This is a genomic window from Chryseobacterium sp. AC417 (assembly GCF_979258215.1).
This window is the reverse complement of sequence record NZ_OZ409845.1, coordinates 1,831,672-1,858,094: the sequence shown is the minus strand read 5'-3', so window position 1 is coordinate 1,858,094 and position 26,423 is coordinate 1,831,672. Positions and strand designations below refer to the sequence as shown.

The 26,423-nt window shown below is 37.3% G+C and carries 30 protein-coding genes; 4 read left to right on the top strand and 26 right to left on the bottom strand.

The window, feature by feature from the left end:
• Positions 1 to 264: 264 nt before the first annotated feature.
• The 5 genes from kdpA to ACZZ9T_RS08970 form a co-directional block, all read right to left on the bottom strand.
• The gene (gene kdpA, locus ACZZ9T_RS08990) at positions 265 to 1,959 is read right to left on the bottom strand and encodes a potassium-transporting ATPase subunit KdpA (RefSeq protein ID WP_463441801.1); all 1,695 of its coding nucleotides are present in this window, start codon (positions 1,957 to 1,959) and stop codon (positions 265 to 267) included.
• A 143-nt stretch (positions 1,960 to 2,102) separates the two neighbouring features.
• Positions 2,103 to 2,180 carry a K(+)-transporting ATPase subunit F gene (kdpF, locus tag ACZZ9T_RS08985; protein WP_463442994.1) on the bottom strand — a complete coding sequence of 26 codons (78 nt, stop codon included), beginning with the start codon at positions 2,178 to 2,180 and terminating at the stop codon, positions 2,103 to 2,105.
• Between the two features lie 102 nt (positions 2,181 to 2,282).
• Positions 2,283 to 2,423, bottom strand: coding sequence for a hypothetical protein (locus ACZZ9T_RS08980; protein ID WP_463441800.1), 141 nt, complete (start codon positions 2,421 to 2,423; stop codon positions 2,283 to 2,285).
• A gap of 13 nt (positions 2,424 to 2,436) precedes the next feature.
• On the bottom strand, positions 2,437 to 2,796 hold the full coding sequence (locus ACZZ9T_RS08975; RefSeq protein ID WP_463431426.1) for a DUF7674 family protein: 360 nt from the start codon (positions 2,794 to 2,796) through the stop codon (positions 2,437 to 2,439).
• A 159-nt stretch (positions 2,797 to 2,955) separates the two neighbouring features.
• Complete coding sequence (locus tag ACZZ9T_RS08970) at positions 2,956 to 4,308, bottom strand: sigma-54-dependent transcriptional regulator (RefSeq protein WP_463441799.1); 1,353 nt, start codon at positions 4,306 to 4,308, stop codon at positions 2,956 to 2,958.
• Between the two features lie 462 nt (positions 4,309 to 4,770).
• Between ACZZ9T_RS08970 and ACZZ9T_RS08965 the strand changes: the two genes are divergently transcribed.
• The 3 genes from ACZZ9T_RS08965 (at position 4,771) to ACZZ9T_RS08955 (ending at position 7,707) form a co-directional block, all read left to right on the top strand.
• Entirely contained in the window at positions 4,771 to 4,923 is a 153-nt protein-coding gene (locus tag ACZZ9T_RS08965; RefSeq protein ID WP_463441798.1) for a hypothetical protein, read from the top strand.
• 69 nt (positions 4,924 to 4,992) lie between these two features.
• On the top strand, positions 4,993 to 6,447 hold the full coding sequence (gene ccoG / locus ACZZ9T_RS08960) for a cytochrome c oxidase accessory protein CcoG (protein ID WP_463441797.1): 1,455 nt from the start codon (positions 4,993 to 4,995) through the stop codon (positions 6,445 to 6,447).
• Positions 6,448 to 6,684: 237 nt separating this feature from the next.
• Positions 6,685 to 7,707, top strand: coding sequence for an NAD-dependent epimerase/dehydratase family protein (locus ACZZ9T_RS08955; protein ID WP_463441796.1), 1,023 nt, complete (start codon positions 6,685 to 6,687; stop codon positions 7,705 to 7,707).
• A gap of 51 nt (positions 7,708 to 7,758) precedes the next feature.
• Here ACZZ9T_RS08955 and ACZZ9T_RS08950 read toward each other — a convergent pair whose 3' ends face one another.
• The 16 genes from ACZZ9T_RS08950 to ACZZ9T_RS08875 form a co-directional block, all read right to left on the bottom strand.
• Positions 7,759 to 8,526: a succinate dehydrogenase/fumarate reductase iron-sulfur subunit gene (locus tag ACZZ9T_RS08950; protein WP_463441795.1), complete on the bottom strand. Its 768-nt coding sequence runs from the start codon at positions 8,524 to 8,526 to the stop codon at positions 7,759 to 7,761.
• 194 nt (positions 8,527 to 8,720) lie between these two features.
• On the bottom strand, positions 8,721 to 8,936 hold the full coding sequence (locus ACZZ9T_RS08945; RefSeq protein WP_463441794.1) for a hypothetical protein: 216 nt from the start codon (positions 8,934 to 8,936) through the stop codon (positions 8,721 to 8,723).
• Positions 8,937 to 8,945: 9 nt separating this feature from the next.
• Positions 8,946 to 11,207, bottom strand: a complete 2,262-nt coding sequence (ccoO, locus tag ACZZ9T_RS08940) for a cytochrome-c oxidase, cbb3-type subunit II (RefSeq protein ID WP_463441793.1) — start codon at positions 11,205 to 11,207, stop codon at positions 8,946 to 8,948.
• A gap of 87 nt (positions 11,208 to 11,294) precedes the next feature.
• Positions 11,295 to 11,546 carry a GlsB/YeaQ/YmgE family stress response membrane protein gene (locus ACZZ9T_RS08935; protein WP_463441792.1) on the bottom strand — a complete coding sequence of 84 codons (252 nt, stop codon included), beginning with the start codon at positions 11,544 to 11,546 and terminating at the stop codon, positions 11,295 to 11,297.
• 39 nt (positions 11,547 to 11,585) lie between these two features.
• Positions 11,586 to 12,041, bottom strand: coding sequence for a hypothetical protein (locus ACZZ9T_RS08930; protein ID WP_463441791.1), 456 nt, complete (start codon positions 12,039 to 12,041; stop codon positions 11,586 to 11,588).
• A 36-nt stretch (positions 12,042 to 12,077) separates the two neighbouring features.
• A complete protein-coding gene (locus ACZZ9T_RS08925) occupies positions 12,078 to 12,608 on the bottom strand; it encodes a CinA family protein (RefSeq protein ID WP_463431414.1) in 531 nt (176 codons plus the stop codon).
• A 131-nt stretch (positions 12,609 to 12,739) separates the two neighbouring features.
• Positions 12,740 to 13,333, bottom strand: a complete 594-nt coding sequence (locus ACZZ9T_RS08920) for a YciE/YciF ferroxidase family protein (protein ID WP_463441790.1) — start codon at positions 13,331 to 13,333, stop codon at positions 12,740 to 12,742.
• 62 nt (positions 13,334 to 13,395) lie between these two features.
• Positions 13,396 to 14,139 (bottom strand): KGG domain-containing protein, encoded by a 744-nt coding sequence (locus ACZZ9T_RS08915; RefSeq protein WP_463441789.1) that lies wholly within the window; start codon positions 14,137 to 14,139, stop codon positions 13,396 to 13,398.
• Positions 14,140 to 14,766: 627 nt separating this feature from the next.
• Positions 14,767 to 15,381 (bottom strand): hypothetical protein, encoded by a 615-nt coding sequence (locus tag ACZZ9T_RS08910; RefSeq protein ID WP_463441788.1) that lies wholly within the window; start codon positions 15,379 to 15,381, stop codon positions 14,767 to 14,769.
• Positions 15,382 to 15,501: 120 nt separating this feature from the next.
• Positions 15,502 to 16,260 carry an SDR family oxidoreductase gene (locus ACZZ9T_RS08905; protein ID WP_463441787.1) on the bottom strand — a complete coding sequence of 253 codons (759 nt, stop codon included), beginning with the start codon at positions 16,258 to 16,260 and terminating at the stop codon, positions 15,502 to 15,504.
• Positions 16,261 to 16,270: 10 nt separating this feature from the next.
• On the bottom strand, positions 16,271 to 17,065 hold the full coding sequence (locus tag ACZZ9T_RS08900; RefSeq protein WP_463441786.1) for an SDR family NAD(P)-dependent oxidoreductase: 795 nt from the start codon (positions 17,063 to 17,065) through the stop codon (positions 16,271 to 16,273).
• 5 nt (positions 17,066 to 17,070) lie between these two features.
• Positions 17,071 to 17,571, bottom strand: coding sequence for a CinA family protein (locus ACZZ9T_RS08895; RefSeq protein ID WP_463441785.1), 501 nt, complete (start codon positions 17,569 to 17,571; stop codon positions 17,071 to 17,073).
• A gap of 26 nt (positions 17,572 to 17,597) precedes the next feature.
• Entirely contained in the window at positions 17,598 to 17,756 is a 159-nt protein-coding gene (locus ACZZ9T_RS08890) for a hypothetical protein (RefSeq protein ID WP_463441784.1), read from the bottom strand.
• A gap of 172 nt (positions 17,757 to 17,928) precedes the next feature.
• Complete coding sequence (locus tag ACZZ9T_RS08885; RefSeq protein ID WP_463441783.1) at positions 17,929 to 18,252, bottom strand: CCC motif membrane protein; 324 nt, start codon at positions 18,250 to 18,252, stop codon at positions 17,929 to 17,931.
• Between the two features lie 75 nt (positions 18,253 to 18,327).
• Positions 18,328 to 18,741, bottom strand: coding sequence for a thiol-disulfide oxidoreductase DCC family protein (locus ACZZ9T_RS08880; protein ID WP_463441782.1), 414 nt, complete (start codon positions 18,739 to 18,741; stop codon positions 18,328 to 18,330).
• A 178-nt stretch (positions 18,742 to 18,919) separates the two neighbouring features.
• Positions 18,920 to 19,516 carry a Crp/Fnr family transcriptional regulator gene (locus ACZZ9T_RS08875; protein ID WP_463441781.1) on the bottom strand — a complete coding sequence of 199 codons (597 nt, stop codon included), beginning with the start codon at positions 19,514 to 19,516 and terminating at the stop codon, positions 18,920 to 18,922.
• A 412-nt stretch (positions 19,517 to 19,928) separates the two neighbouring features.
• Here ACZZ9T_RS08875 and ACZZ9T_RS08870 point away from each other — a divergent pair, with 412 nt between their 5' ends.
• Positions 19,929 to 20,525 carry a Crp/Fnr family transcriptional regulator gene (locus tag ACZZ9T_RS08870; RefSeq protein ID WP_463441780.1) on the top strand — a complete coding sequence of 199 codons (597 nt, stop codon included), beginning with the start codon at positions 19,929 to 19,931 and terminating at the stop codon, positions 20,523 to 20,525.
• A 107-nt stretch (positions 20,526 to 20,632) separates the two neighbouring features.
• On the opposite strand, the gene ACZZ9T_RS08865 is transcribed toward ACZZ9T_RS08870, so the two are convergent.
• The 5 genes from ACZZ9T_RS08865 to ACZZ9T_RS08845 are packed head-to-tail and all read right to left on the bottom strand — an operon-like array spanning position 20,633 to position 26,242.
• On the bottom strand, positions 20,633 to 21,247 hold the full coding sequence (locus ACZZ9T_RS08865) for a DUF4142 domain-containing protein (protein ID WP_463441779.1): 615 nt from the start codon (positions 21,245 to 21,247) through the stop codon (positions 20,633 to 20,635).
• Positions 21,248 to 21,302: 55 nt separating this feature from the next.
• Complete coding sequence (locus ACZZ9T_RS08860; RefSeq protein ID WP_463441778.1) at positions 21,303 to 22,268, bottom strand: gluconolaconase; 966 nt, start codon at positions 22,266 to 22,268, stop codon at positions 21,303 to 21,305.
• 5 nt (positions 22,269 to 22,273) lie between these two features.
• Positions 22,274 to 23,452, bottom strand: coding sequence for a PQQ-dependent sugar dehydrogenase (locus tag ACZZ9T_RS08855; protein ID WP_463441777.1), 1,179 nt, complete (start codon positions 23,450 to 23,452; stop codon positions 22,274 to 22,276).
• A 54-nt stretch (positions 23,453 to 23,506) separates the two neighbouring features.
• Positions 23,507 to 24,064, bottom strand: a complete 558-nt coding sequence (locus ACZZ9T_RS08850; protein ID WP_463441776.1) for a YciE/YciF ferroxidase family protein — start codon at positions 24,062 to 24,064, stop codon at positions 23,507 to 23,509.
• A gap of 24 nt (positions 24,065 to 24,088) precedes the next feature.
• On the bottom strand, positions 24,089 to 26,242 hold the full coding sequence (locus ACZZ9T_RS08845) for a catalase (protein WP_463441775.1): 2,154 nt from the start codon (positions 26,240 to 26,242) through the stop codon (positions 24,089 to 24,091).
• Positions 26,243 to 26,423 lie beyond the last annotated feature (181 nt).

Here is a 26,423-nt window from a genome sequence, read left to right as displayed (position 1 = left end):
AAAATAAGTGAAACGGCTTTGTTTGGCTTGATATCAGTATTTTTACAATTCTTTGTATAACCTTGCGTTTTTTTATCGCCAGGAAAGACAATTTTTTTATAATAAATCTTATTTTTTAAGTTAAACAAGGGCATTTCATTTAGTAAAGAAATACAAAGACTTTAATTATCAGTTACTTGGCGGTATCTGCAAAAATGCACAACGGGTATTGTTTTTATTTGTCATATTGAATTGTGTCATCTTCATCCGTGTTGAGTATCCAAATCATAGCGATTTCAATGAAAAATATTCTGCAATCGGTCCCAATGCCAATGCCGGAAAGAATGATAGTGCTGCTATGATTGCAATTACAGCAAAAGTCATGAGTCCAAATGTTGTAGTATCGGTTTTCAATGTTCCTTCACCTTCGGGAATATATTTTTTCTGAGCCAGTAATCCTGCAATCGCTAACGGACCGATGATGGGTAAGAAACGACCAAGAAGCAGTACAATTCCTGTAGAAATATTCCAGAAAAGATTATTATCACCCAAACCTTCAAAACCGCTTCCGTTGTTGGCTGCTGAAGAAGTGTATTCGTATAATACCTCACTGAAACCATGGAAGCCCGGATTATTGAGTGTAGAAGTACCAACTTCCGGAAAATATGCAGCTATGGATGCTCCTGCCAAAATGAGAAAAGGATGAAGCAATGCGATGATCATGGCAATTTTCATTTCTCGGGCTTCAATCTTTTTACCCATAAATTCAGGAGTACGACCCACCATCAATCCGCTGATGAACACCGCAAGAATGATGTAGATGAATATATTTAAAATACCGACTCCATCACCACCAAAAAATGCATTGACCATCATTGCAAGCATCTGTGTCATCCCGGAAAGCGGCATCGAGCTGTCGTGCATTGAGTTCACAGATCCTGTAGAAATCACTGTGGTTACAATACTCCAGAATCCTGAAGCAGTAGAACCAAAACGGATTTCTTTGCCTTCCATGGCTCCGAGTGACTGATCAATTCCCATGTCACTGATTGCAGGATTGCCATTCATTTCCATAATAACTGTGGGTACAGCGAGTAAAAGGAATCCAATCGTCATGACTCCAAAAATCATATACCCAAATTTTCGTCTTCGGATGAAATGGCCAAAAGCAAAAACCATCGCCATTGGAATTATTAACTGAGCAAACATTTCTACCATATTGGTAAAATAGTTCGGGTTTTCTAAAGGATGAGCAGAGTTTACCCCAAAAAATCCTCCTCCGTTGGTTCCTACGTGTTTTATGGGCACAAAAGCGGCAACCGGACCGGTAGAAACTTCCACATTTTTACCTTCCAGCGTAATCATTTTATCTTTTCCTTCAAATGTCATCGGCATACCCTGAAAAACCATTACAACGCCGATAATGAATGAAAGTGGTAATAAAATTCTGGTGTTTGACTTGAGAAAATAATCATAAAAATTGCCCAGCTTTTCGGTAGATTTTTCTCTGAATGCTTTAAATACGACAATCGCAGCTGCCAAACCTGTTGCCGCAGAAACGAACTGTAAAAACATCAGCCACATTTGCCCAAGATAACTCAACCCTGTTTCACCGGAATAATGCTGTAAATTACAGTTCACTAAGAAAGAAATCGATGTATTGAATGCGAGATCCGGAGACATATCGGGATTACCATCCGGATTAAGAGGCAGCCAGCTCATATTCATCAGGACAAGCATACTGATAAAAAACCACAAAAGATTTGTTGTTAAAAGTGCTACCAGATGTTGTTTCCAGTTCATTATGTTATCCGGATTGATACCGGAAATTTTATAGAAAAGTCTTTCGACAGGTTTAAAAACGGGATCCAGAAAAGTTTTCTCTCCCGAATATACTTTTGAAATATATTTTCCAAAAGGAATTGCCAATAGCAATGTTGTGAGAAACATTACTACAACGCCTAAAATTTCAGTGTTCATAGTTTTATTATTGAATTAATGCAAACTCTTTTACGGTAATGATCAAATACAAAAAGGCGATGATAAATCCTATCCAAAAAATAAGAATACCCCAGTCTTTTATCTGATCTGCGATTTTGCGGTTCATTTGCTGATTATAGTTTTTAAAATTTTTCGGGTTTGATGAGTACGTAGCAGATGTAAATAAATATGGCTACTGAAATAATAAATAATTTGGTCATTTTTAAAATTTTAAATATTTTCAAAATATTCAACTGTTCGGTAAAATAACGTGAATAACACGACCGCGATAGCTAATAGAATAATTGTTGTCATCTTATTTGTTAATTGTATTGCAGAACTGCAGCGGCTACAAATACTCCAAGTATCACTGCTATATTGATTGTTAATACTTCCAGATCATGTTTTTCCCGAATAGATCTGAACATTTTCCAGTCTCCGATTTTTCTGATTTTTGATTTCATTTTCTTATATTTTTTAAATTCCGGATTTATAAACCTGTCTCAAATAGTTATTCTGCAGACTTGGCGACATTTTCGCAAAAATCAAATCTTTATATGACGGCTCGCAGCAAAATGTGAGACTGTCTAAAGAATACACAAAAATGTTTTCTATGGCATTCTTCAACGCCTGATCGCCTTGATTGTAAAGCAGATTCATCTTGGCAATCGACTTCATCAGAATTTTCTGATCATGCGTTTTTATCAGTTTTTTGATCTGCTTTGTGAAAACACTGATCACCATAAACGGCGTTTTTGTCTTGTAAGAATCTTTAAATTCTTCCTCAGATTGAGGAATGATTTTTACGATTTCTCTTACAGCATCTGTATGATTCATTTTTAGTTTGTTTTGAATACTTATGCCAAGATTTATTCCTTTACAAAAAATAACAACTCAAAACATTGAAAAACAAAACATTAAATCAAAACAAGAATTGTATGAAACACGAAAAACCCTATCAAAATGATAGGGTCATTATCAGAATGGAAAAAATTATTAAGAAATTTTATATTCTTCTACTTTTCTGTACAGCGTTGCAATACCAATTTCCAATAAGCGTGCAGCTTCAGCTTTATTGCCTTTGGTATGATTAAGAACCTTCTGTATCTGCATTTTCTCGGCACTTGCCATAGAAAAGGCTGACATCATTTTTGATTGAGTAGAATTTTTTTCGCCGTTATCGACTGAAATATCAATGGGAAGACTTTCTATCTCTAATTCGGAAGAATCTGTAAGAATCACACTTCTTTCTATGACGTTCCGGAGTTCACGGATATTTCCTTTCCATGAGTGATTTTTTAAAGCCTTTAAATAATCTGATGAAACCGAACTTATATTTTTCCCGGTTTTAAGCGAAAAACTTTTAAGAAAAAAGTTGACAAGAATCTCAATATCCGCTACTCTATCACGTAAGGAAGGAAGTTTAATCATAAAAATATTGATTCTGTAATACAAATCTTCACGGAAATTTCCTTTTTCAATTTCAACTTCCAAATCCCGGTTGGTTGCTGCAATGATTCTCACGTCTGTTTTGGTCGGTTTGCTGTCTCCAACTTTCAGAAATTCTCCGGATTCTAAAACTCTCAAAAGTTTAGCCTGAAGATCTAAAGGCATTTCTCCTATTTCGTCCAGAAAAACAGTTCCTCTGTTTGCTTCTTCAAAAATACCTTTACTGTCTTTCAATGCCCCTGTAAATGCACCAGCTTTGTGACCAAACAATTCATTTTCAAGCAAATCTTTCCCAAAAGCGGAACAGTTGATCGCAATAAAATTCTCTTTACTTCTTTTGCTTGCATGGTGAATTGCCTGCGCAAAAACTTCTTTACCGGTACCTGTTTCTCCCGTCAATAAAACTGTAGCATCGGTAGCTGCAACTTTCTGAGCGGAAGAAATAGCGGCTAAAATCACAGTAGACTTGCCAATAATTCTGTTAAATGATTGTTTGGTATCTAATTGTTTTTCAAGATGTAAAACCCTTTTATTGAGTGCTACTTTTTCTGCGGCTTTATAGATAAGAGGCAAAATTCTCGAATTGTCATCACCTTTTGTAATATAATCGAAAGCTCCGTTTTTGATTGCCAAAACTCCGTCAGGAATATTTCCGAAAGCCGTAAGAAGAATGATTTCGGTAGTTGCAAACTTCTCTTTCACTGCTTTACTAAATTCTACTCCGCTGCCGTCGGGTAATTTTACATCGCAAATTACAATGTCAATATCAGAAATTTCAAGACGTTTTTGTGCACTTTTCAGATTGCTCGCCTCAAACACTTCAAATCCTTCCAGACCGATGATGCGTGATAGAAGCGTCCTGATCTTTGTTTCGTCATCTACAATGAGAATGCTATTCAATTGTTTAATTTTTTAAAATTTAATTTGATGGATGAGGATTTTAAATTGTTTACTTTCTGATACATAAGTACAAAATAAAATGCTGCAACATCTTTTCCGTAGATGTGAACGTGAATTTCGTCCTTCTAATATAATGCTAAATAAATACTTACCATTATTTTCTATTTAAAAATATTTTAAAATGTACAAATCTGAAAACAGATATGTTGAAAAACAGGATTTTATATAATATTAATTTCCGATAACTTTTTGATAAATCTACCCAATTGTCTAGTGCATTCTTCGTTTGTTCAATTATATGATCTATTAAAACAATTCCAGTATCAAAAAAATTGCTTTAAAAATACCTTATGTGACCATTGTCATAGCATTCAATATACATTTTATACTTTTTTTGAAAGGCTGATAGTACAAAATTGGATGCCTTGAATCACCATTCACAATAACAAAAAATATATTCATATGAAAAGAAACGGAAGTAATTTAAGCTTTTGGGAAAACAAAGCTGAAAAAGAACAAATTCCAAAATATGATAAAACTGGTTACAATACAAATATCATTAGATCAGGAATTACAGGGATCACTTTAGCAAAAGAGCTGCTATATCTGAGCTAAAAATTAACGAAACTACTTCATAAGTTTATATTGCTTGAATGAACTTGAATTATAAGAAAGTAAGAGGTCATGGAAGATCATCATCCACATGTATTGAAAGGCGGTCAAGGTCAGTTATCAGAGCCGGAAACTCATAAAGATCCCATCAGAACCATGGAACAATCGGGTATGAGAAAATGGGTTTTCCCTAAAAAACCTAAAGGCAGATATACCAATTACCGAAATATGGTGGCTTACAGCCTTCTGTTCTTTTATTTTACATTACCTTTTGTTACGATCAATGGCAATCCTGCTTTACAGCTCGATATAATCAACAGACAGTTTTACATTGCCGGTCGACCATTCTATCCGCAGGATTTTTTCATCCTTACAATAGGTGCTGTTGTATCGTTGATATGTATTATTATTTTCACCATTGTATTTGGTAGAATATTCTGCGGCTGGATCTGCCCACAGACGATCATTCTGGAAAATGTATTTAGGAAAATTGAATACGCTATCGAAGGTGACCGAAATAAGCAGATAAAACTTGACCGACAGGAATGGAATTCTGAAAAAATAGGAAAGAGAGGATTAAAATGGACGATCTATGCGACATTATCTCTGATATTTACTCACATTATGCTCATGTATATTGTTGGATATAAAGAGGTGTTCAGGGTTGTACTCGAAGGACCATTTGAGCATCTCAACAATTTTATTGCTATCACTTTTTTAACTGCCGTATTTTATTTTGTTTTCACATGGTTTAGAGAACAGGTTTGTACCTTGGTATGTCCGTACGGAAGTTTGCAGGGAGTGCTTATTGATAAGGAAACGATCAATGTATTTTATGATTTTAAAAGAGGCGAAAACAGATCAAAATGGAGAAAAGCCGAAGACCGAAGAGCAGCAGGAAAAGGAGATTGTATTGATTGTTATCAATGCGTAGTTGTTTGTCCTACAGGAATCGACATCAGAGACGGGCAGCAACTGGAATGCGTGAACTGTACAGCGTGTATTGATGCTTGTGATGAAGTTATGGATAAGGCAGGTTTACCAAGAGGCCTCATCCGATATGCTTCGGAAAAGGAAATAGAATCCGGAGTACCTATGAAATTCAGTGCGAGAATGAAGGGCTTTATCGTACTTTTGGTTGCTTTGCAATGTTTTCTGGGATATCTGCTATACAGCCGTGCTGAACTGGAAACCAAATTTATTAAGCCTGCAGGAAGCACATTTTTTATACGGGACGGAAAGATAACAAACACCTACAATTTTACTTTTCTGAACAGAACCAATGAAAAGAAAGTTGTTACCATCAGAATAATAGAACCTCAACATGGTGAAATAGCATTGAGTGCATCAAGTAAAATATCTGTTGAAAGAGACAAAATTGTAAAAGGGAACCTCAACATCAGCTTTCCTGAAAAACAAATGAAACTCTCGAAACAGAATATAGAAATAGGTGTCTATGATCAGAAGGAAAATCTTCTCGACACGTATGAAACTTATTTTGAAGGACCATTTAAAATACAGTTTTAAGAAATTTAACAATAATAAGGCAGAAAAGCGCTATAAAAGGGTTTCTGATCGCAAAATTAATTATGATGTAAATCATAGTTATTAGATATAAGGTGATTTATCTTTGATATAAAGGCAATCTTAATCATTATATCTACAGCCTAAGTTAAAAAATTTTAAGTTATCATCTTCCCATCAAGACGTGAGTTATCAATCGTATAAAATGTGGATATATGTCTACCAATTAAAAACAAACACATGATTTTAGTAACAGGTGCTACAGGAGTTCTAGGCAGAGTCATCGTCCTGGAACTTTTAAAAAAAGGAGAAGCTGTGAGAGCATCAAAAAGACTTCAAAGTGATTTGTCAGATGTTCAGCAAAGTTATTATTGGTATACCCCAGATGCAGATTTCTATTTTAATCAGATAGAATGGATCACGATTGATTTTAATAACAGGCAGTCGTTACACAAAGCACTGCAAGGTGTGACTGAGGTTTATCATTGTGCCGCAAAAGTAAGTTTTGATCCCAACGATGATGATGAGGTTTTAGAAACCGGAATCATAAGCACAAGAAATCTTTTAAGTGCATGCAGATCTATGTCTGTAAACAAATTTTTATTTGTAAGTTCTGCTGCTGTTCTTCACGTAAATAAAGATGAAATAGAACAACAGATTAAAAGAGATGATCATTGCAAAAAATATCCTGCGTACCTAGTCAGTAAATACATCTGTGAGAAACTGGTAAGAAATGCTGATAAAAAGGGATTGCGGACTATTATTATCAATCCCGGGATGATTATCGGAAGTGGAAACTGGAAAAAAGAAAAAGAGCAAATGCCTGACCTATTTATAAAAAGTAGATTTACATTCTCGGGAGGCACATCTTGTGTTGACGTACGGGATGTAGCAACAGCTGCTATACAGTTGATGGAAGAAAATATAGCCGGAGAAGCCTTTTGTGTTTCGTCAGAAAATGTTCTTTATAAAGATTTAGCAACACAGATAAGAACAATTACAGGACAACACCAACCCATTATCTGTTCTAAAACTTTTCTAAAAGCAATAAAGCCATTAAAAATATTTGCTGCTCTTGTGGTTAAAAATGCAAAATTTTTAACTGATGAAAATATTGAATTTGTTTCTTGCATACAGTATGATAACAGTACTAAATTAAGAAGTACCATTCAGCAAGAATTCTATCCCATATCAGACAGCATCAATTTTCATTACAGAAATTATGTGTTTTTCCAAATGATGATGTCGTCAAAAACAATGTAAAGTGGTTATTCGTTTGAGGTAATAACTATTTTCGATCTTCTGGATTTATCCTTACTTTTTATCGATCCACGCATTCATATATTCCCTGTTCAATTTTGCAATGTTATCCAGTGAAATATGTTTTGGACATTCTACTTCACATGCACCAATAACTGAGCAGTTGCCAAAACCTTCTTCGTCCATCGCTTTTACCATATTGAACACCCTTCTTTTTCTTTCAACCTGACCTTGTGGCAGAAATGCAAAATGTGAAACCTTGGCTCCGACAAACAGCATCGCAGCACCGTTGGGACAAGTGGCTACACAAGCACCACAGCTTATACATGCCGCAGCATCCATTGCCTGTTCGGCATCTTCCTTATTCACCAGAATAGCATTTGCATCTAATGTATTTCCTGAAGTATTCACAGAAATAAAACCTCCGGCAGCCATTATTCTGTCAAAAGAGCTTCGGTCTACAACCAAATCTTTGATCACAGGAAATGCCACACTCCGCCATGGTTCGATAATGATTGTCTGGTTATTGGTAAACATTCTCATATGAAGCTGACAGGTGGCAATTCCCGTATCAGGTCCATGTGCTCTTCCATTGATGTAGAGAGAGCACATTCCACATATTCCTTCTCTACAGTCGTGATCGAATGCTATAGGTTCTTTATTCTCGTCGATCAATTTGGCATTCAAAGTATCCAGCATTTCTAAAAATGAGGAATCAGTGGAGATATCTGAAATCGTGTACGTTTCAAAACCACCTTTTGTCCGGCTGTTTTTTTGTCGCCAGATTTTAAGCGTAAGATTTAAATTATGTTTGTTGCTCATGCTATTTTTATTATTATTTATCTTGACCCTAAAGTATTGGGTTTATTATTTTTCTTATCGTTGGTTGCTAACTCTTCTGTCTTTCTTGAAAAGTCGTAGAATCATTGTTCATTTTGCCTGTTCTGAACACGGTACAGCCAACTTTCCCAAGTGATTTCGCAAATTCTTGTACAATATCTAAATTTCATGCGCACTCATTTCCGGGATTCAGATTCGGATTTAGTGTCTGATTCTGATCTGATTTCTTCATCGTCCAACGGCGCCCTAACCTGCTCTCTCTTATGTTTTTTTGTGAAAATATATAAAACGATCGCCAAAACCATTAGCATAATACTGATCGTAGATAAGACCTCGTACATTCCATAATGCTCCTTATCCACCAATAACATTGAGGTGACCATATTTTTCATAGGTTAGATTTAGTTGTTTGAAGCGGTTTTAATTTCAGTGGTTCTGATATCAATCCCAAGTCTTTGGAGATATGAGATCAATGCTATAATTTCTTTTTTTTCGAGTTCTCCCGGTGGTCTGGTAGAATAGGCGCTTTTCAGGTCGGGCGCTTCAACGAAAATATCTTCTACTATTTCTGCTGCCTGATTATCTGCCCATCGATCGGCAGAATCTATTTGAGCTTTGGTATAAGGAACATCGAATACATTTTTCATCAACTTAATTTTATTGATCATACCCGAACGATTTAAATTGTTAGAGATCAACCAGGGATATCGCGGCATAATAGAGCCTGCAGATGTAGATCTTGGATTGTACATATGTTTGTAATGCCACGAACTTGGATTTCTACCACCCTCTCTATGCAAATCGGGTCCTGTTCTTTTGGATCCCCATAGAAAAGGCCTGTCATAAATAAATTCTCCGGCTTTAGAATACTGCCCGTTTTTACCATTGAAGCGTATAATTTCATCTCTGAAAGGTCTTACCATTTGGGTATGACAGGCATTGCATCCTTCACGAATATAAAGATCTCTTCCTTCAAGTTCTAATGGTGAGTAAGGTTTTACTGCCGAAATAACAGGAACAGATTTGTCCATCGACAGGGTTGGAATAATCTCAGTAATACTTCCGATAGAAATTGCCAGGAGAGACAAAATACCCATCAGGACCGGCATACGCTCAAGCCACAGATGAGCTCCCTCCCCTTCTTTACGTTTATTGCTGATCGTTGACAGCGCAAATGCTTCTGCAGGTACATCTTTCTCAAAAGAACCTTTTCTGACTGTGGCAACCAAATTAATCACCATCAATATTCCTCCGGTGAAATACAGTAATCCACCTACAAAACGTAATTGAAAATAGGGAATAATTGCCGTTACCGTATCCAGCCAGTTTTTCCAAAGCAAAGTACCGTCAGGATTAAATTGTTTCCACATAAGCCCCTGAGTGAAACCTGAAATATACATGGGTATTACATAAAAAACAATCCCTAATGTTCCCAAATAAAAATGCCAATTGGCCATTTTCACTGACCATAGCTTTGTACGCCACAAAATAGGGATCAGGTAATAAATAACACCAAAGGCCATGAAACCATTCCAGCCTAATGCACCGACATGTACGTGACCAATCACCCAATCGGTATAATGTCCTATTTTATTAATGTTTTTAGTCGCCAGAAGTGGTCCTTCGAATGTTGCCATCCCATAGCAGGTTACTGCAACAACGAAAAATTTCAAGATAGGATTTACTCTTACCTTATCCCAGGAACCACGCAGGGTTAAGAGTCCATTCAGCATACCGCCCCAGGAAGGAGCAATGAGCATGATCGAAAATCCTGTCCCGACCGCCTGAGCCCATGCAGGTATTGAGGTATATTGCAAATGGTGCGGTCCTGCCCAGATATAAACAAATATTAAGGACCAGAAATGAATAATGGATAGTTTATAAGAAAATACAGGACGGTCTGCTGCCTTTGGTAAAAAATAATACATTAATCCGAGTACCGGTGTTGTAAGAATAAATGCAACAGCATTATGCCCATACCACCACTGCACGACTGCATCTTTTACTCCTGCATACACTGAATAAGATTTCCAGCTTGAATAATTGAGCGGGACTTCAAGATTGTTAAAGATATGGAGCATAATAAATGCAATCCAGGTTCCGACATAAAACCAGATTGCCACATATAAGTGTCTGACTCTTCGTTTAGCAATCGTCAGAAACATATTAAGCCCAAAAACAATCCATGAAAATGCAATTAAAATATCAATCGGCCATTCATGTTCTGCATATTCCTTCGAAGTATTGATTCCCATGAAGAAGGTGATATAGGCTGCTACAATCATCAACTGCCATGACCAGAAATGGATCCATGAGAGTACATCACTGTACATTCTGGTTTTCAATAATCTCTGAAGAGAATAATATATCCCCACGAATACATTATTGCAGACAAAAGCGAAAATCACACTTGTGGTGTGCAGCATCCTGATTCGTCCAAATCCGAACGCTCCCTGGGTATTCATTAATCCCTGAATATTTTGTGCGGAAAATGATCTGATGGTCGCATCATCTGTTCCAAACAAAAATTCCGGAAGTTCAGGATAAAAAAGCAGTAAAGCAGCCGTTAATCCAAAGAGAAATCCGAAGAGTGAGAATACAACAGTAGCATATAAAAAGGCTTTGACAATTGTATTATCATAACTAAACTTTTGCGGCTCCATAAAACGTTTATATTTTTTAGTATTATAATTTTAAAGGAATACATTGAGTAGAATTTCAAATAATTTAATTTTGAAGAACGTTTACGATCAGTACTTTTCAATGATGCGGTGAACCATCAGCAATCCCACGGCTCCTGCTATAGTTGTACTTACCGATCCTATTTCCCAACGGTTATCAGTCGCTAAAACAATAGTTGCTGATATGAATCCTCCGGCGACGGCACCGATAACACCGAGTATAATGGTCAATAACCATGACGCTGCCGAATAATCTCTTAAAATTAATTTGGCTATTATTCCTACTACAATTCCTACAAAGATCCATGCTAAAATTTCCATAATGCAATTGATAATATTGATTAATACTTATTCTATCTATTACCTGCACATCAATAATATCTGATATGCTCCGGCTGAAGTGATCGTATCAGAGATTAAAATATGTACTTTACCGTTCTTAAACTGAGATACAATTAATTCTTCTGACATCTTTTTTTTACCTATATATTCAAAACCTTCTTGCGGTAGATCATTTTTTAGTTTAAAAACATTTTCGGCTGACCTGTCAACAATACTGAGTACATTAGCACAACCTTTCGAATCTCTGATTACCGTAACCACAAGCAATTGATCAAGCTGGTCACTGTCATTTGTATATACTCTCTGATTATTATCTTCAACATCTTCCACACGCTTAAACTTATGCTGGTTTACCATGAGATTATCTAAATCATCAAACGTATGCAGCCCGATCTGATGAATCTGAGCCACATTCAGTATCTGAGCAGTAATGCTGCTACACATCAACATAAAAATCAGAAGCAGATATTTCATACAAATAAGTATATTAATAGTTTTAATGATTGAATATTACTGTGCATTTGACTCTGCACGCTGGTCAGATTTTAGAATATAATGAAGCTTCAACTGACCTAAAAATTTTTGCAAGATGTGCTCACAATAATATAATTTGACCGTAAGAGAATCTATTTTATCATCTAGTTCCAGCTTATCTGAAAAAATGACTTTTCCACGATATAATATTGAATAATAGGCATATATTCCATACATGGAATTTCTTTCCGGCGTACAATAGCCAGAGGTCGCAATACACCAGTCACTATCAAACATTTTGGAAGCATGACGACCCATTGTGTCTGCTACAAAGCTGGATACACAGTTTGAGTTTTTTATTTCGGAAATATCTACCTTCAGCAACTTGACGATTTTATCGGGAGTGTGAACGGTAACACCACCTTTATAAAATAATTTGGAGTTGGTCATTTCAGAAAATGCAACCTGTAATAAACCAGCGGTCACACTTTCGGCAATGGAAATTGTCTCATCGCAGTACATCAACTGTTCGTTGATTTCTTTTAAAAGTACCGTATTGAATTCCATGAGTAATTTTTATTGATGATTTTATAAATACCTAGTTGTTGGGATCCGCCTTTAAGTTCTAACCTTTATCTCTTAATTGAAGCCATACATTACTTTATGTATGGCTTCTTATTAAAGAAAATGAATAGTTATTAATCTTCCTGCTGTGCATCAAAATTAATATTCGTCTCTGCGATTTCCGTCAGATTGTAATCGGTATCTTCTTCTTCCTGTAGTGTTTTATCCAACAGCTCTGCAGCTTTATCATGACCCATCGTAATGGCAAGCTGAACAAGACCACCATAGGTTGCGATCTCATAATGTTCTACTTTTTGAGCTGCAATAATAAGCGCTGCATCTCTGGTCATAGAGCCTTCGTCTGTTGATTGAATAACTTTTTCACCTTCTTTAATCAGACCGTCCATCGCTTCACAGGTTTTCTGCTCAGGAGTTTCATTAATCAGTGTAAATACTTTGTCTAAACGGCTGATGTGTTTTTTGGTCTGAAGCTGATGATCTTCAAATGCATCCTTCAGTTCTTCTGTGGTTGCAGCATCATGCATGGTCTGTAGTGCGTCTATTAATTTGTGCTCAGCGTAATAAATATCTTTTAGAGCATCTACAAAAAATTTATGCAACGGAGCATTTTTCATTTCGCTCTCTTTTACAGTCGCATTTCCCATTTCCATTTTTTTATTTTTATCTGTTGCAGACGTTGTGCTGTTTTCGGGTGTTTTAGTTGCCATATTTTTTGGGGTTAAATAATTAAAAGGCTGCCTCTCTTTCCGGAGGCAACCTGAAAAAAGAATTATGAATTACGTTTTCCTCCGAATCCTGATCTGCCGGATCCTGATGATCTTCCGCCTCCATGAGAAGCCTGACCTCCCATTCGTGCTATTCTTGTTCGTTCAGCTTTACTCATTGAAGCAAATCCTCTTCTAGATGTTCCGTTTCCAGAGCCGGAATTAGAGCCCCTGCCTGAGCCACCGCTGTTTCCGGATCTTGAACCAGAACCTGAATTTCCCTGACCGCTTCCAGATCTGCCGGATCCTGAAGATCTTCCGTTACTGTTACCGCTGCCTTTTGGTCTTCCGGGATTATCATGTCTTCGGTCATAGTTATCATTATCTGACGAACCTTGGGATCCACCTCTTCCACGAGATCCGGAACCTGATCCTGATCTTCCTGAATTTGAGTTTCCTCCTCTTCCCGAGCCAGAGCCTCCTCTTCCGCTGCCAGAACTAAATCTTCCCTGGCTGTCTCTTTGCTGGTTTCCGTTATTGCTTCTTCCTCTTCCTCGACCTCTGTTGTCATTATCATCATCGTCTTCATCATCATCGTAATCATCATCATCATAATTATCATCATCGTAATCTTCGTCTTCTTCGAAATAATCTTCATAATCTGAGAAATCGTCATCGTAATCCTCATCTTCGCTACCATCGCTATAGCCATGCTCATAGCCTAACTGGTATGCCTCTTCAAGCATTGACTGATCATCATCAGATGAATTTCTACCGGAATTTCTGTTGTTTGAATTTCTACTGTTCATAACATTTACTTTTTTTAAATTAATATATAGTGATTTACCATAGTCCGTGACTAGTATTGGACTACAGTGGGTTTGGTTATATTTTGGGGCATAGTATCACCATCATACTGTAAAAGAATATGAATATTGATGCTTAGAAACAGTACTTTACTGAATCTTAGATTAAAAAATGCTTATTTTAGGGGCGAGGACTCCCGCTCACTGAATCATTCGTATTAAGATCTGTACTATCGGGAGCAGTCTGCAAAGGCTGAGTTATCGTATCCGCAGAATTAGAATTTACATTCATTGAATCCTCCGTATTGGAGATCGTATCTGAAGCGGATGGAGATGCCGTCTGAACTTCTTTTTTACAACTCGTTACTGTAACAAGCCCAAGAACAAGGACTGAAAAAATTAATGCTTTCATATAATTTAATTTGGTTATTCAAAGCTATAAAGTGAGCAAAAAAAATCCTATGACGATGATCATAATGAGCTAATATTTTTATATATTATTATATATCAACACTTTAATTACATAATTTTTTTAAAATATTATTACCAAAATCTGATATTCACAATATATTTCACTACAATTGGTTTTATTCAGTAATATAAATGTTTCGGATGCAGAAATTTGGAGTTTTAAAATTCAATCAATGCATCCGCAAAAGCCTTCCATTGAATCTTTGAAATCCCCACCATACCACCCAGTGCAATTGCTAAGTTCCTTGCCTGATCCACAATATTTGCATCCATATTGGGCGACTCGTTACGTCCGTATACGCCTATCTTTACAAAATTTAAACCTCGTGATATTATAAAGGTAGAAGTTGCTTCTCTCGTATAGAAATGTGCAGTATGTGCATTATTTTTTCCGGGTATTGTTGAGGGCTTGCATTCCAGAAGCAAAAACTCTGAAATATCACCATCATCAAACTGCATTTCGTAGAGATCAGTAATCTTCACCCAATCAAAACCTCTTGCTTCAAAATTTCCGGGACCGGGAATATCAATCCTGATAAAGTCGTCTTTTTCCGGCAATCTCTTTTTTAAATTTCCGTCTGCATCATGAAGTTTGAAATCTGCACCGATGCCTTTAGCATAGTAGTTCCAATAGTTCACAGATACTAAACGATCCTTTAATACCTTATAATTATCAATCGTACTTTCATGTTCTTTGGTCATGCGAATACTTTCGGTATCGTGAAAGCTCCCTTTCTGCTGCTCCGGAACGCCGGCTATTAATTTTGTTTTCATATCTGACTTTCGATTAAAATATTAGTTTTCATCTTTAGGCTATCAATCGGTTTGCTTCGTAAGATCTCTTTTCCTAAGCCAGATCAATTGTATATTGTTCACTAAGCTAAAATACCCATATTAACTGTTGACAATAATACCACCGTTCGGATGCAATACCTGACCTGTAATCTGCGCCGCAGCTTCCGTAGCCAAAAACAAATAACTTGCCGCCACTTCTTCTGTCGTCGCCTTTCTCTGGAGTGGGGATTGGCTTTTACCATCTTTTTTCTCCCAAAAAGTTTTTTCCTTTATGGGTGTTGCTGCATATCCCGTGGATACTGCATTAACTCTGATTCCTTTGGGTTTTGACTGCAGTGCCAAAGATCGTGTAAAAGAAACGACAGCTCCTTTTGTTGTAGAATGATCTTGCTCCTGCAGCTCTTCACGCCCCACAGATGCGACTGCTGAGGTGGTATTGATGATTGAGCTGCCTTGCTTCAGATAAGGAATAACTTCTTTCGTCAGTAAAATCATTCCGACAGTATTGGGATCAAAGGTTTTTCTAATGTTTTCTCCTTCAAGATCAACAATATTATCAGTGGCAATTTGCATTCCTGCATTATTAATCAGGATATCAATTCCTCCGAATTCTGAAACTGTTTTCAAAACAGTTTCTTTGCAGAACTCAATATCATTGATATCGCCTTCGAAATATCTTACCGACCCGCCTAAAGCTTCAAGATCTTTGGCTGTTTTTTCTGCATCTTTATTATCTTTATAATAAATAAAAGAGATATCAGCGCCTTCTTTTGCAAATAGCAAGGCAATGGCTTTTCCTATTCCGCTGTCTGCTCCGGTGATCAGAACAGATTTATTTTTCAGCTGAGACTTCTCCATTATTCCCTGATTATTGATCTTGTGGTTTTTGCATTTCTCCCATGCGGTGTGCTGCCAAACTATCGGTTGCAAGGTTAGACATTGCTACAGTCAATTTATTTTTCATACCGGAAATTACCTTGTCTTCTCCATTCATCAGCGCATTATAACCATCTTTAGCTACTTCTTCCGCAGTGCTGAGATTATCTTTGTCTTCCAGAATCTTACTTCTGTTCATATGAGCTTTATTGAAGAAATCGGTATCTGTAGGTCCAGGCAGGAGAGCCGTTACTGTAATTCCCGAGTCTTTCAATTCTTCACGAATCGCCTCCGACCAGGATAAAATAAAAGCTTTAGTCCCATGATAAACCGAGTGCCACGGTCCCGGTGCTTTACTGGCTATTGACGCCAAATTCAGAATTTTACCAGAGCCTTTTCCCAGGCGATCTTTCAGAAAAAGTTTAGTTAAGATGAGAACTGCACTAATGTTGAGGTTTACAATATCCAGTTCACGGTGTATGTCCGTATCCTCAAATTTTCCATAGGCACCCTGTCCTGCATCATTGACCAAGATTTCCGGACTGATGTTATTCAATTTCAGCTCGGCATACATAGAAAACACATCATCCTCTTTAAAAAGGTTTTTTACCATGGTGATTACCTTTACTCCGAACTTTTTAAATTCATTGGCTTTTTCCAGCAATTGTTCATGGCTTCGCGATACAATAATTAAATGATACCCTTCCTGGGCAAACAATTTTGCCAGTTCATATCCTATTCCACTGGTAGAACCGGTGATCAGTACATATTGATTTTTAATTTCCATATTTTTTATTTTAAGATGATCATTTGATTAAGTTCACATTTAAAGCATCCCAGAATAAATTCTGCATAATATTGCTGAGCTGCTGATGAATCTGTTTTATAATGCAGTTCTAATTTTTTGGATAATATGACTTCATTTCTGTAAGCAAACGAATAATAGGCGAAAATTTTATGATCAGATTCTTCAACCGGAGTGGCATATCCGGTTACTGATATACCCCAATCTGTGTTAAATAGTTCGGACACATGAAGTGCCATCTCGTCAGCTATTTTTTTTGACACACCATGACACCGCTTAGCTTCTTTCTCGTCGATTTTTAGAAGTTTCACTTTTTCTTCCAGGGTATAAGCAGTCAGGCCGCCTTTAAAAAACTCAGACGCCTCTTTCATCTTCGAAAATGAAAACTGCAGGTAACCGGCAGTAACACATTCTGCCAGCGAAATGGTTTCGTTAGCAGCTTTCAATGCTCCGCCGATGTAATCGAGTAAAGACTGTTTCAATTCCATGAGAATATTTTTTACAGTATGAAGTACTATAAGGTATATTTGTCTTTATCGCTAAACAGATTGGTGGAGGTTGTCGCAGAACCAAAGTCGTAAGATTGTGAGAAAATTGTCGGATCTTTAATTTCAAGATCCTTCACTCTATTGCAGGAAGAATTATCCGGCAAATGTAAAACAATTGCTTTCATATTATTATATTTTATGGTTGGTTGTATCGCTGGTGTACGAATCTGCATTTGTGTTTATGTCAATTCCGTATGAGGCATTGATCTGCACACTTACTGGATCGAAATTAAAGAATTGATCTATTAAATAAAATGATTCAAATCACATTATCACAAATTCTGACCTTATTTTATATTACTTCTCCATGATCTTTTTCAGTAACAGGGACGGATCTGAGATCCCCGCCTGACCTACCATAGATAATGCAAAAAGCAGATAAACAATATATAAGAAACTCATACTCATTCCGATGATGCTGAGCGTTCTTCCTGTCTGTAAACTATCAAAATTTTTATAGTTGTGTTTATTCTTTTCATAAATTTTCTTTTCTTTTCCGTATAAAATAAGAGCGACCATCCCGGTAAGAATTCCCGGCACTCCATAGCAGCAACAAAGTGCGACCGACGAAATCCCCAGTACAAGTACAGCAGTGGCATAAGGTGATTTGTAGTCTCTCATTATTAAATTGATGTTTATAGGAAAAGGATTTACAAAATGAAATAAAGTCACAACGAACTGTCAGAATACACTGATTTAAACCTGTATGATTTTTTTCTTCTGATGAGGATCAGGTAGAAAACATTTCTGGGCAGAAAGTTTCATTCTGTTCCGTGAAACCATATCATATAATCTGTCACTGATAGATTTTGGAAGCAACTTTCCTACTTTGAGAAAAGAGTAAACGCCACCTAAAAGACCTGCAATTTCGAGAACTGCTTTTGATTTGATTAAATAATTTCCATCAGTCTTCAAAAGATACAACGTATTGAATTGTTGGGTATCAAGACCTCGTTCGTTTAAAAATCTTTGTCCAAAATCAGATTGCAGTGATGAAAACAGAAATTTGTCTTTCAGATCCCGTTCCAAGATCCACTGCACCCAGAAGTTACAAACTCCGCATTCGCCGTCAAAGAATACGATATTTTTATTTTTAAATTGCTCTTCCATTTGCGATGTATTTTAATCACTAACTGCAAATATATCTATCAGTATATGATAACCTATTTTGCAAAGCGCATTCTCAAAGTTAATAAAGTTTAACTCCCTATTAAATGACTTTAATCATAAATGTTTTCTGGATAATATTGAGATCAAATTTTCACTGATTATCAAGTCTGTTTCTCGCTTAATAAAAGATCTTACCATTTTTAATGATCAGGATCTCAGATTTTTCAAGTCGTTTGATCGCACGTATTGCCGTTTCAATACGAAGTCCGGTTAGTGAAGCCAATTGTTGTCTGGTATGCGGGATTTCAAATGAAAATTTTCCCTGATCTTCTTGGGTTTCTTTTAAAACATTAAATAACTCCGTCAATCGTTCTTCTGAATTTTTGCTTGATATCTTACGCATCAAAAGCGATTTTTCATACGCTCTTTCCGAGAGTGTCTTAAACATATCTATGATAAGATCCGGGTGATCTTGTAGTAATTGAAGAAATTGGTTTCGGTTTAATTTCAGGATCAAACATTTTGTGAGTGCTACTGCATTTACAGGGTAAGGCTTCCCTAAAATGAGCATTGACTCCCCTATACATGTTCCGTCTGAAAAGATATTCTGAATAAACTCCTTGCCATCTTCATTATAACTATTAAGTTTGACTTCGCCTGAAACAATTTGATAATAGAATTGAGGCATCGCAGCTTCCCGAAAGATATAGTCGCCGGCTTGGTATTCTTCTTCTATTGCTCCTACTGAATGCAGAAGTTGTTCTACGATAGACATAATTTAAGTTTCTGTGGATTTACTTTTTTACATTATTGTTCGCTCGACCAAGTTTGTCGTTGGTTCCTTGCAATCTTAGCACAGTTCTGTTTAAATTACACTTTGTGCGACAATGTAAACAATAATGAAGCTCAAAGATAAACGTATCAGCGATGCTTAAAGTATGACCTAGATCATATTTTTATTTTTCGCCAGTTCAGGACTTATCACAGACACTAAAAAATATCATCGCTTTCTTTATCTGTCTGCTTATTAAAGACCTTTTCATACTTGTATTCGGCTGTTAAGAATGCTAGAATATAAAAACCGAATGGCTTGATTGTGATCATAATCAGAATTTTTAAAAAATTGTATATTTGTGTACTTTGCAGGTAGCTTTACAATGAGCACCTTCAAATTTCAATTGTTAATTATGGTGATACAGAAGGAATTGCTCAACACTTTTGGAGCAGAAACTATTACGGTACAGAAGTCTCAATTTCTGTTTGAAGAGAATACTTCTTCTGAGTATTACTACCAAATCGTGAAAGGAAAAATAAAACTCACAAATTCCAAGACAGTAGGAGGTGAATTTATTCAGAGTGTTCATGAAGATGGTGATTCAGTAGGTGAAATTTTTCTTTTTTCCAAACACATTTACTCTGTTAATGCCGTTGCGATGGAAAACTGTACATTGCTACGGTTAGAACGCAATAAATTTCTTCAGTTGCTGGAATCGGATTTTGAAGTTCAGATGAGGTTTCTCCATAAAATTGCCCACAGGACTTATTTCAGTTATATATTTCTGAATAGCCTGACTTCAGAAGATGCCGCGCACCAGCTCTTAACCTTATTGAATTATTTAAAATCCAAAAATACCAACAAAGAGCCCTATTCTTACAAAATTCCTTATACCCGAAAAGAACTTGCTTCGTTGACGGGTTTGCGGGTCGAAACCGTTATCAGGACATTAAAGAAAATGGAGAATGATACTATCGTTAAGATCATTAGAGGCAGAGTTTACTATTAAAACGATAAATTCCTGTCATATAAAATTGACTTCAAACAACAGATCTTATACGAATCAAAAAAAATAATCCCACAAAAAAGTGGGATTATTAAGCAATTGAATATTAATTATTTTACTGCATTCTTAGCTTTCTCAGATTCCATCAAATGATGCTCCAAAGCCGGAAGCGTTTTGGTTGCAAATCCTTTTAAAGAAGTTTCAGAACCTTCAGCAGCTTGTTTCTTAAAATCAGCAATAGTCTTGTTATGATCGGCAACCATAAGGTCAGTGTACATACGATCGAATTCTGCACCTTTTTTTGCCTTAAGGTTATCATATTTCTTCTGTTGATCAGCATCTACATTGGTCGGCAAAGTGTAGGCATTGGCTGCCGCCCACTGTTTTAACTCTTCATTCGCTTTACTATGATCTTTTACCATCATTTGCCCCAAAGCTTTTACGGTCGCATTGGTAGCATTTTTTGCTGCGAGTTCCCCGGTCATTACTTCCATCATCCCTCCTTTTGCAGCTGCATCAGCAAATTTTTTGTCCTGATCACTGAGGGTCGTCGTTTCAGCAGAGGTTTGCGCTGTCGTTGTAGCAGTGTCACTCGTCATAGACCCTGAATCTACAGGAGCAGACATTTCAGTATTGTCTTGAGAATTGTCAGCAGCTGTTGTTTCTTTTTTGTTACAAGCTGTTACTGCGGCAACTGCTAAAAGCATTACAATTGATTTTTTCATAATAAAATTTTAATAGGTTTGATATTTTTTAATGATTGTTGTTGATATATAAGATTTATTTTGGCAATGGCACCAATCGTGCGTGCTGCATTTCAAATCTCTTCGAAGGTACATTGGTACTATCTGTAAGCTCCGAAAATTTCGCATTCATAATCCATACTTTATCTTTTGCCATGGCAGCTGTAGAAGGATAAGTAAATCGATCTGCCGCTAAAGTGGACGCAGATAGTTTTGCCGAAGACCAGTTATCTTCAGAAGTCAGTTCATAAATTTTATCACTTCCTCCGTTTTGCACTACGACAAGTTTTTGGTTTCCGGTGAGTAAAAGTCCGTCACCGTTTACAAAAAACTGCTCAATAGCGACCTTGGTGATGTTTTTCGGATTCTTTAGGTCGATTTTATAAATTGCCCCCGTTCCGCTGCTCACGGTGAGCAAATAACCGGATGGATGATAAACAATTCCGTTAAGCCCAATTCCTTCTGTTTTAAACATCGGGCTGTCCGCAAAAACTGAAGCCTGACCGCCCGGTGTTACTTTATAAATCACATTGGAAAAACTATCGGTTACATAGGCATTTTTCTGATCGTCAAAGGTCAGATCATTCACAAAGTGATTTCCCTGAACTAATTTTGACAGATCCATATCATCCGTTTTGTTTCCTGTAGCCATATCGATTCCTACCAATCTTGCCATTTTTTTCCGGGTATCCGGAGACGTAAATTTGCTGTAATTTGCATCGCCGACACAGACAAACAAGCGTTTACCGTCAGGATGGACTTTTACTCCATAAGTTGATTTGAAGGAAGGATCATTGATCAGCGAACTGTAAACACCTGCAGGAGTAACTTTCCCTACGCTTCCAAGTCTGGCTGATGATACAAAATAAACATCAGATCCACTGTCATAGGCAATTCCTTCGGGATACGTTTCGGGAGCATTAAATTCTATTCTTGCAGTGGGCTGGTCAGGAATTGCAGATGCACATCCTGCCATCAATACACATACTATTAATTTTTTCATAGTGCTTATTTTTGCTTAATACTGTAAAGAACGCCGTTGGCATCGTCAGAAATGTATACCGTACCAGATTTTGAGATCGCTATTCCTGCAGGTCTTCCGAATCTCGTTTTACCTTTAAGAAAACCAGTCAGAAAATCTTCTTCGCCGACCGGCTTTCCATTAGAAAACTTGATTCGCTGTACTTTGAAGCCAACAGGTTTGCTTCTGTTCCATGATCCGTGCCAGTTAATCAACGCATCTCCACTGTAGGAAGATCCAGCCGGGAAAAACTGAAATCCTAAAGGTGCCATATGCGCCTGATATTCAGCTGTAGAAGGCTCTGTTGTTTCTACCCATTTTTCTTTGCTGTTTCCTGCCGGATCTTCACGGGTTTTATCAACCTCTTTTTTAGCATAAGCAAAAGGATATCCATAATTTTTACCTTCTTTAATATTGTTTAATTCTTCGGGCGGCCAATCATCTCCTTTTGCATCGCCTCCGTTATCCATTCCCCAAAGTTCACCGGTCTGCGGATGCCAGTCGAAACCTATAGTGTTTCGAAGTCCTGATGCGAAAATCATTCGCTTCCCTGTTGAAGGATCTACCTGTACAATGGTAGCAGCCTCACGGTCAGACTCTTTACAATCATTACATAGCGTTCCGATTGAGATATAAAGCTTACCATCAGGTCCGAAATCCATTGTTCTGTTCGGGTGCTGACCTGCGCTTGGCATATCATTAAACAGCATTTCTTTATCGGAAAGTGTACCGTCTGGATTAACCTTATATCTGCGCAACTCATTATTGTTACACAAATACATTAATCCATCCTTCATCGTAATTCCGTGAACGCCTTTGAATTCTGCAGCTACGGTTTTTATTTCCTCAAATTTACCGTCATTGTTTATATCCTTCAAAAGCAATACATCTCCTGTATCTCGCCTTGTTATGTAGAGATTTCCATTGGGAGTATGATAAAGCATTCTTGGTTTCCCCAGACCGGAAGCCGCTACTGACACCGTCCATCCTTCAGGAACCTTCAGAAGATTTACCATTTCAGGAAGGAAATCAAGATGTTCAGGATAATTCGTGGAATGGGTAATTTTGGTTATTTCCTTGGGCGGAATCCCTCGCTGCGAAGATGCTGTGGTAAATACAAAAGCAGTGACGATAGGAACAACTTTAAAAAAATATTGATTATTCATCTTTATTGGTTTAAAAAACATCAAGCTGCACAGTGCAGCTTGATGTAAGGTTATTTAATCGTTATCCTCCTCAACCGCTTCAAAATTGATAGAATTATATGCAGATTCAGTAAGCAATGCGTCTGCTTCTTTTTCTTCTGCAAGAGTTGCTTCAAGCAGGGAAGCAATTTCGTTTTCGCCAAGCGTATTTGCAAAGGCAACCAACGTTCCGTATGACGCAATTTCATAATGCTCGATCTTCTGTGAAGCTGAAATAATTCCTGCATCTCTTACCGGGCCGGCTTCTGTTTCTTCCATAATACTTTCGCCTTCTTTGATAAGACCTTCCATGGCATCACATTTCTTACCACGGTTTGATTCTCCAAGAATTTCAAAAATCTGATCCAGTCTCTGAACTTGTCCTTCGGTAACTCTGACATGTTCTTCAATGGCTGATACAAGTTTAGGTTCGGTTGCATTTTTAGCCATTTTTGGCAAAGATTTCAGTAATGCTCTTTCTGCATAAATAATGTCTTTTAATTCATCAATAAACAGTTCTTTAAGCCCTTCAGCTGCGGAAGATTTAGCAGTTACCTTACCTGCTTTCTTATTCTGGTTGTCTGTCTTTTTCATACTCTATTGTTTAATGGTTTATATTTAAATATTATCGATTTGTCCGTTTCTTTCTTTTTCAAACTGCCATACTCTGTGATTGGCGATTGCATCAATAAATAAATCATCTGCATCAGAATCATCTGCTGATATCACTCCCGGATCATCGTGCGTAATTAATGCAACATCTGTAAGATTTTTCAGCGTGTCAGTATCTGCTCCGAAATAAATTGCTTTACAATGACGAAATGCCTCATTGATGAAATCAACGGTCATATTTTTATTTCCCGGTCTCACAAAACCTGCTGCGGATTCGGCTCCGCCACAAATATATAATGCATCAAAACACACGCTTGATGTTGTAGATAACGCATGATCCGGAATATAAGCCTCACCCTGTGATGATTTTACGGGCGCTACAGAATCTGCGATATACTGAACAACTGCACCCTGCCCTTCTAATTTTTCAATTAAACGGTCGGTAGAAGCAGCGTCAAATCCATCGGTCATCATAAAACCTATGACACGGCTTTCAATCGTATTTTTAACAGTATTTGCCATGCTCAAAGCGTCAGAAAACTTTGTTACAGGTTCGATTTCTTTACTTTGAAGACTTGCAGGATCTGCATCGGCGGGAATGCTCTGATTGGGCTGATCAAGAATGGTCACTTCAACTCCCAAACGTGACGCAACATCATTGGCAAGATCTTTATCAACAAAAGCCAGCTGACCCACCATTCTCTCCCGGATTGCAGGAATGGTTACTTTTGAAAGTTCAAAAACCAGTGCATTCTGAAGGTGTGTTTTTTCAAATGTTGACTGACTGTTGTAAAATAACTTTGCCTGCGAATAATGATCTACAAAACTTTCACTTCTTGCTCTTACTTTGTGACCTTCTACACGCTCTTCCTGAGAAGCAAAGCCACCATCTTTCATCATTGCCTGAAATGGACATCCGCCACCTATCGAATTAGGTTCATAACTTACTTTTCCTTTAGCGATTTGCTGACGCATATGACCATCTCGTTGATTATTGTGAATGGTAGTGATGGATCTGTTAATCGGGATTTCATGGAAATTAGGTGATCCCAATCTGGTAAGTTGAGTATCTGTATAAGAAAACAGTCTTCCTTGTAAAAGCGGATCATTACTAAAATCGATCCCCGGAACGATATGACCCGGGTGGAATGCTACCTGCTCGGTTTCGGCAAAGAAATTATCGGGATTTCTGTTTAAAGTAAGTGTACCTACCAACTGAACAGGAACAAGCTCCTCAGGAACCAATTTTGTAGGATCCAATAGATCAAAATCAAAATCATGTTCATTTTCTTCAGGAATTAGCTGTACACCGAAGTCCCATTCCGGAAAAGCTCCGTTTTCGATCGCTTCCCAAAGATCTCGCCTGTGAAAATCAGGATCGTTTCCTGAAATTTTCTGAGCTTCGGGCCAGGCTACTGAGTGTACTCCTAATCTTGGCTTAAAGTGAAATTTCACAAAGTGTACTTTACCTTGTTGGTTGACAAATTTAAATGAATGAACACCAAAGCCTTCCATCATACGGTAACTTCTCGGAATGGCACGGTCACTCATCAGCCACATGATCATGTGTGTGCTTTCGGGCATCAATGAAATGAAATCCCAAAAAGTATTATGTGCTGAAGAAGCCTGCGGAATTTCATTGTCGGGTTCAGGTTTTACGGCATGAACGAGATCCGGAAATTTGATGGCATCCTGAATAAAAAAAACAGGAATGTTATTGGCAACCAGATCATAAACTCCTTCTTCTGTGTAAAACTTCACGGCAAAACCTCTTACATCACGTGCTAAATCTGTACTTCCTCTGCTTCCTGCAACGGTAGAGAATCTTACAAATACAGGAGTTTCCTCATCCACATTATTTAAAAATTTGGCTTTGGTATATTCTGCGAGACTTTTGTTTAATTTAAAAACTCCGTGAGCTCCGGAACCTCTTGCATGTACTACTCTTTCGGGAATTCTTTCGTGATCGAAATGCGTGATTTTTTCTCTAAGAATAAAATCTTCCAGAAGAGAGGGACCACGCTCACCGGCTTTCAGTGAATCTTGATTGTTATTAATTTTCAATCCCTGATTGGTTGTCAGTAATTCGTTGCTGTTATCTGTGGTGTGACTTTGAAGTTGATCACGCTTCGAATTTGATCCTAAACTTTCATTTTCCATAATATATTGTCGGTGTTAATTGTCTTATTGCGTGAACTGCTAACTACTCTTGTATTCTAAACAAGTTTTTATCGCCGGATTCAAAATTTTGTACGTAATGTATGAGACTGATGGTAGTCTGTATGATGACCTCCAAAAATTAAAATTTAATTCAATTCCTTCAATAAGGAATTCGCAGAAA

Excerpts from the sequence above, each read along its gene's own strand:
- ACZZ9T_RS08955 (WP_463441796.1), top strand. The coding sequence starts at position 6,685 with ATGATTTTAGTAACAGGTGCTACAGGAGTTCTAGGCAGAGTCATCGTC.
- ACZZ9T_RS08895 (WP_463441785.1), bottom strand. The coding sequence starts at position 17,571 with ATGGAATTGAAACAGTCTTTACTCGATTACATCGGCGGAGCATTGAAA.
- ACZZ9T_RS08920 (WP_463441790.1), bottom strand. The coding sequence starts at position 13,333 with ATGGCAACTAAAACACCCGAAAACAGCACAACGTCTGCAACAGATAAA.
- ACZZ9T_RS08905 (WP_463441787.1), bottom strand. The coding sequence starts at position 16,260 with ATGGAGAAGTCTCAGCTGAAAAATAAATCTGTTCTGATCACCGGAGCA.
- ACZZ9T_RS08880 (WP_463441782.1), bottom strand. The coding sequence starts at position 18,741 with ATGGAAGAGCAATTTAAAAATAAAAATATCGTATTCTTTGACGGCGAA.
- ACZZ9T_RS08900 (WP_463441786.1), bottom strand. The coding sequence starts at position 17,065 with ATGGAAATTAAAAATCAATATGTACTGATCACCGGTTCTACCAGTGGA.
- ACZZ9T_RS08855 (WP_463441777.1), bottom strand. The coding sequence starts at position 23,452 with ATGAATAATCAATATTTTTTTAAAGTTGTTCCTATCGTCACTGCTTTT.
- ACZZ9T_RS08910 (WP_463441788.1), bottom strand. The coding sequence starts at position 15,381 with ATGAAAACAAAATTAATAGCCGGCGTTCCGGAGCAGCAGAAAGGGAGC.
- ACZZ9T_RS08965 (WP_463441798.1), top strand. The coding sequence starts at position 4,771 with ATGAAAAGAAACGGAAGTAATTTAAGCTTTTGGGAAAACAAAGCTGAA.
- ACZZ9T_RS08980 (WP_463441800.1), bottom strand. The coding sequence starts at position 2,423 with ATGAAATCAAAAATCAGAAAAATCGGAGACTGGAAAATGTTCAGATCT.
- ACZZ9T_RS08915 (WP_463441789.1), bottom strand. The coding sequence starts at position 14,139 with ATGAACAGTAGAAATTCAAACAACAGAAATTCCGGTAGAAATTCATCT.
- kdpA (WP_463441801.1), bottom strand. The coding sequence starts at position 1,959 with ATGAACACTGAAATTTTAGGCGTTGTAGTAATGTTTCTCACAACATTG.
- ACZZ9T_RS08935 (WP_463441792.1), bottom strand. The coding sequence starts at position 11,546 with ATGGAAATTTTAGCATGGATCTTTGTAGGAATTGTAGTAGGAATAATA.
- ACZZ9T_RS08845 (WP_463441775.1), bottom strand. The coding sequence starts at position 26,242 with ATGGAAAATGAAAGTTTAGGATCAAATTCGAAGCGTGATCAACTTCAA.
- kdpF (WP_463442994.1), bottom strand. The coding sequence starts at position 2,180 with ATGACCAAATTATTTATTATTTCAGTAGCCATATTTATTTACATCTGC.
- ACZZ9T_RS08860 (WP_463441778.1), bottom strand. The coding sequence starts at position 22,268 with ATGAAAAAATTAATAGTATGTGTATTGATGGCAGGATGTGCATCTGCA.
- ACZZ9T_RS08950 (WP_463441795.1), bottom strand. The coding sequence starts at position 8,526 with ATGAGCAACAAACATAATTTAAATCTTACGCTTAAAATCTGGCGACAA.
- ACZZ9T_RS08885 (WP_463441783.1), bottom strand. The coding sequence starts at position 18,252 with ATGAGAGACTACAAATCACCTTATGCCACTGCTGTACTTGTACTGGGG.
- ACZZ9T_RS08930 (WP_463441791.1), bottom strand. The coding sequence starts at position 12,041 with ATGAAATATCTGCTTCTGATTTTTATGTTGATGTGTAGCAGCATTACT.
- ACZZ9T_RS08945 (WP_463441794.1), bottom strand. The coding sequence starts at position 8,936 with ATGAAAAATATGGTCACCTCAATGTTATTGGTGGATAAGGAGCATTAT.
- ccoO (WP_463441793.1), bottom strand. The coding sequence starts at position 11,207 with ATGGAGCCGCAAAAGTTTAGTTATGATAATACAATTGTCAAAGCCTTT.
- ACZZ9T_RS08870 (WP_463441780.1), top strand. The coding sequence starts at position 19,929 with ATGGTGATACAGAAGGAATTGCTCAACACTTTTGGAGCAGAAACTATT.
- ACZZ9T_RS08875 (WP_463441781.1), bottom strand. The coding sequence starts at position 19,516 with ATGTCTATCGTAGAACAACTTCTGCATTCAGTAGGAGCAATAGAAGAA.
- ACZZ9T_RS08890 (WP_463441784.1), bottom strand. The coding sequence starts at position 17,756 with ATGAAAGCAATTGTTTTACATTTGCCGGATAATTCTTCCTGCAATAGA.
- ACZZ9T_RS08850 (WP_463441776.1), bottom strand. The coding sequence starts at position 24,064 with ATGAAAAAGACAGACAACCAGAATAAGAAAGCAGGTAAGGTAACTGCT.
- ACZZ9T_RS08925 (WP_463431414.1), bottom strand. The coding sequence starts at position 12,608 with ATGGAATTCAATACGGTACTTTTAAAAGAAATCAACGAACAGTTGATG.
- ccoG (WP_463441797.1), top strand. The coding sequence starts at position 4,993 with ATGGAAGATCATCATCCACATGTATTGAAAGGCGGTCAAGGTCAGTTA.
- ACZZ9T_RS08975 (WP_463431426.1), bottom strand. The coding sequence starts at position 2,796 with ATGAATCATACAGATGCTGTAAGAGAAATCGTAAAAATCATTCCTCAA.
- ACZZ9T_RS08865 (WP_463441779.1), bottom strand. The coding sequence starts at position 21,247 with ATGAAAAAATCAATTGTAATGCTTTTAGCAGTTGCCGCAGTAACAGCT.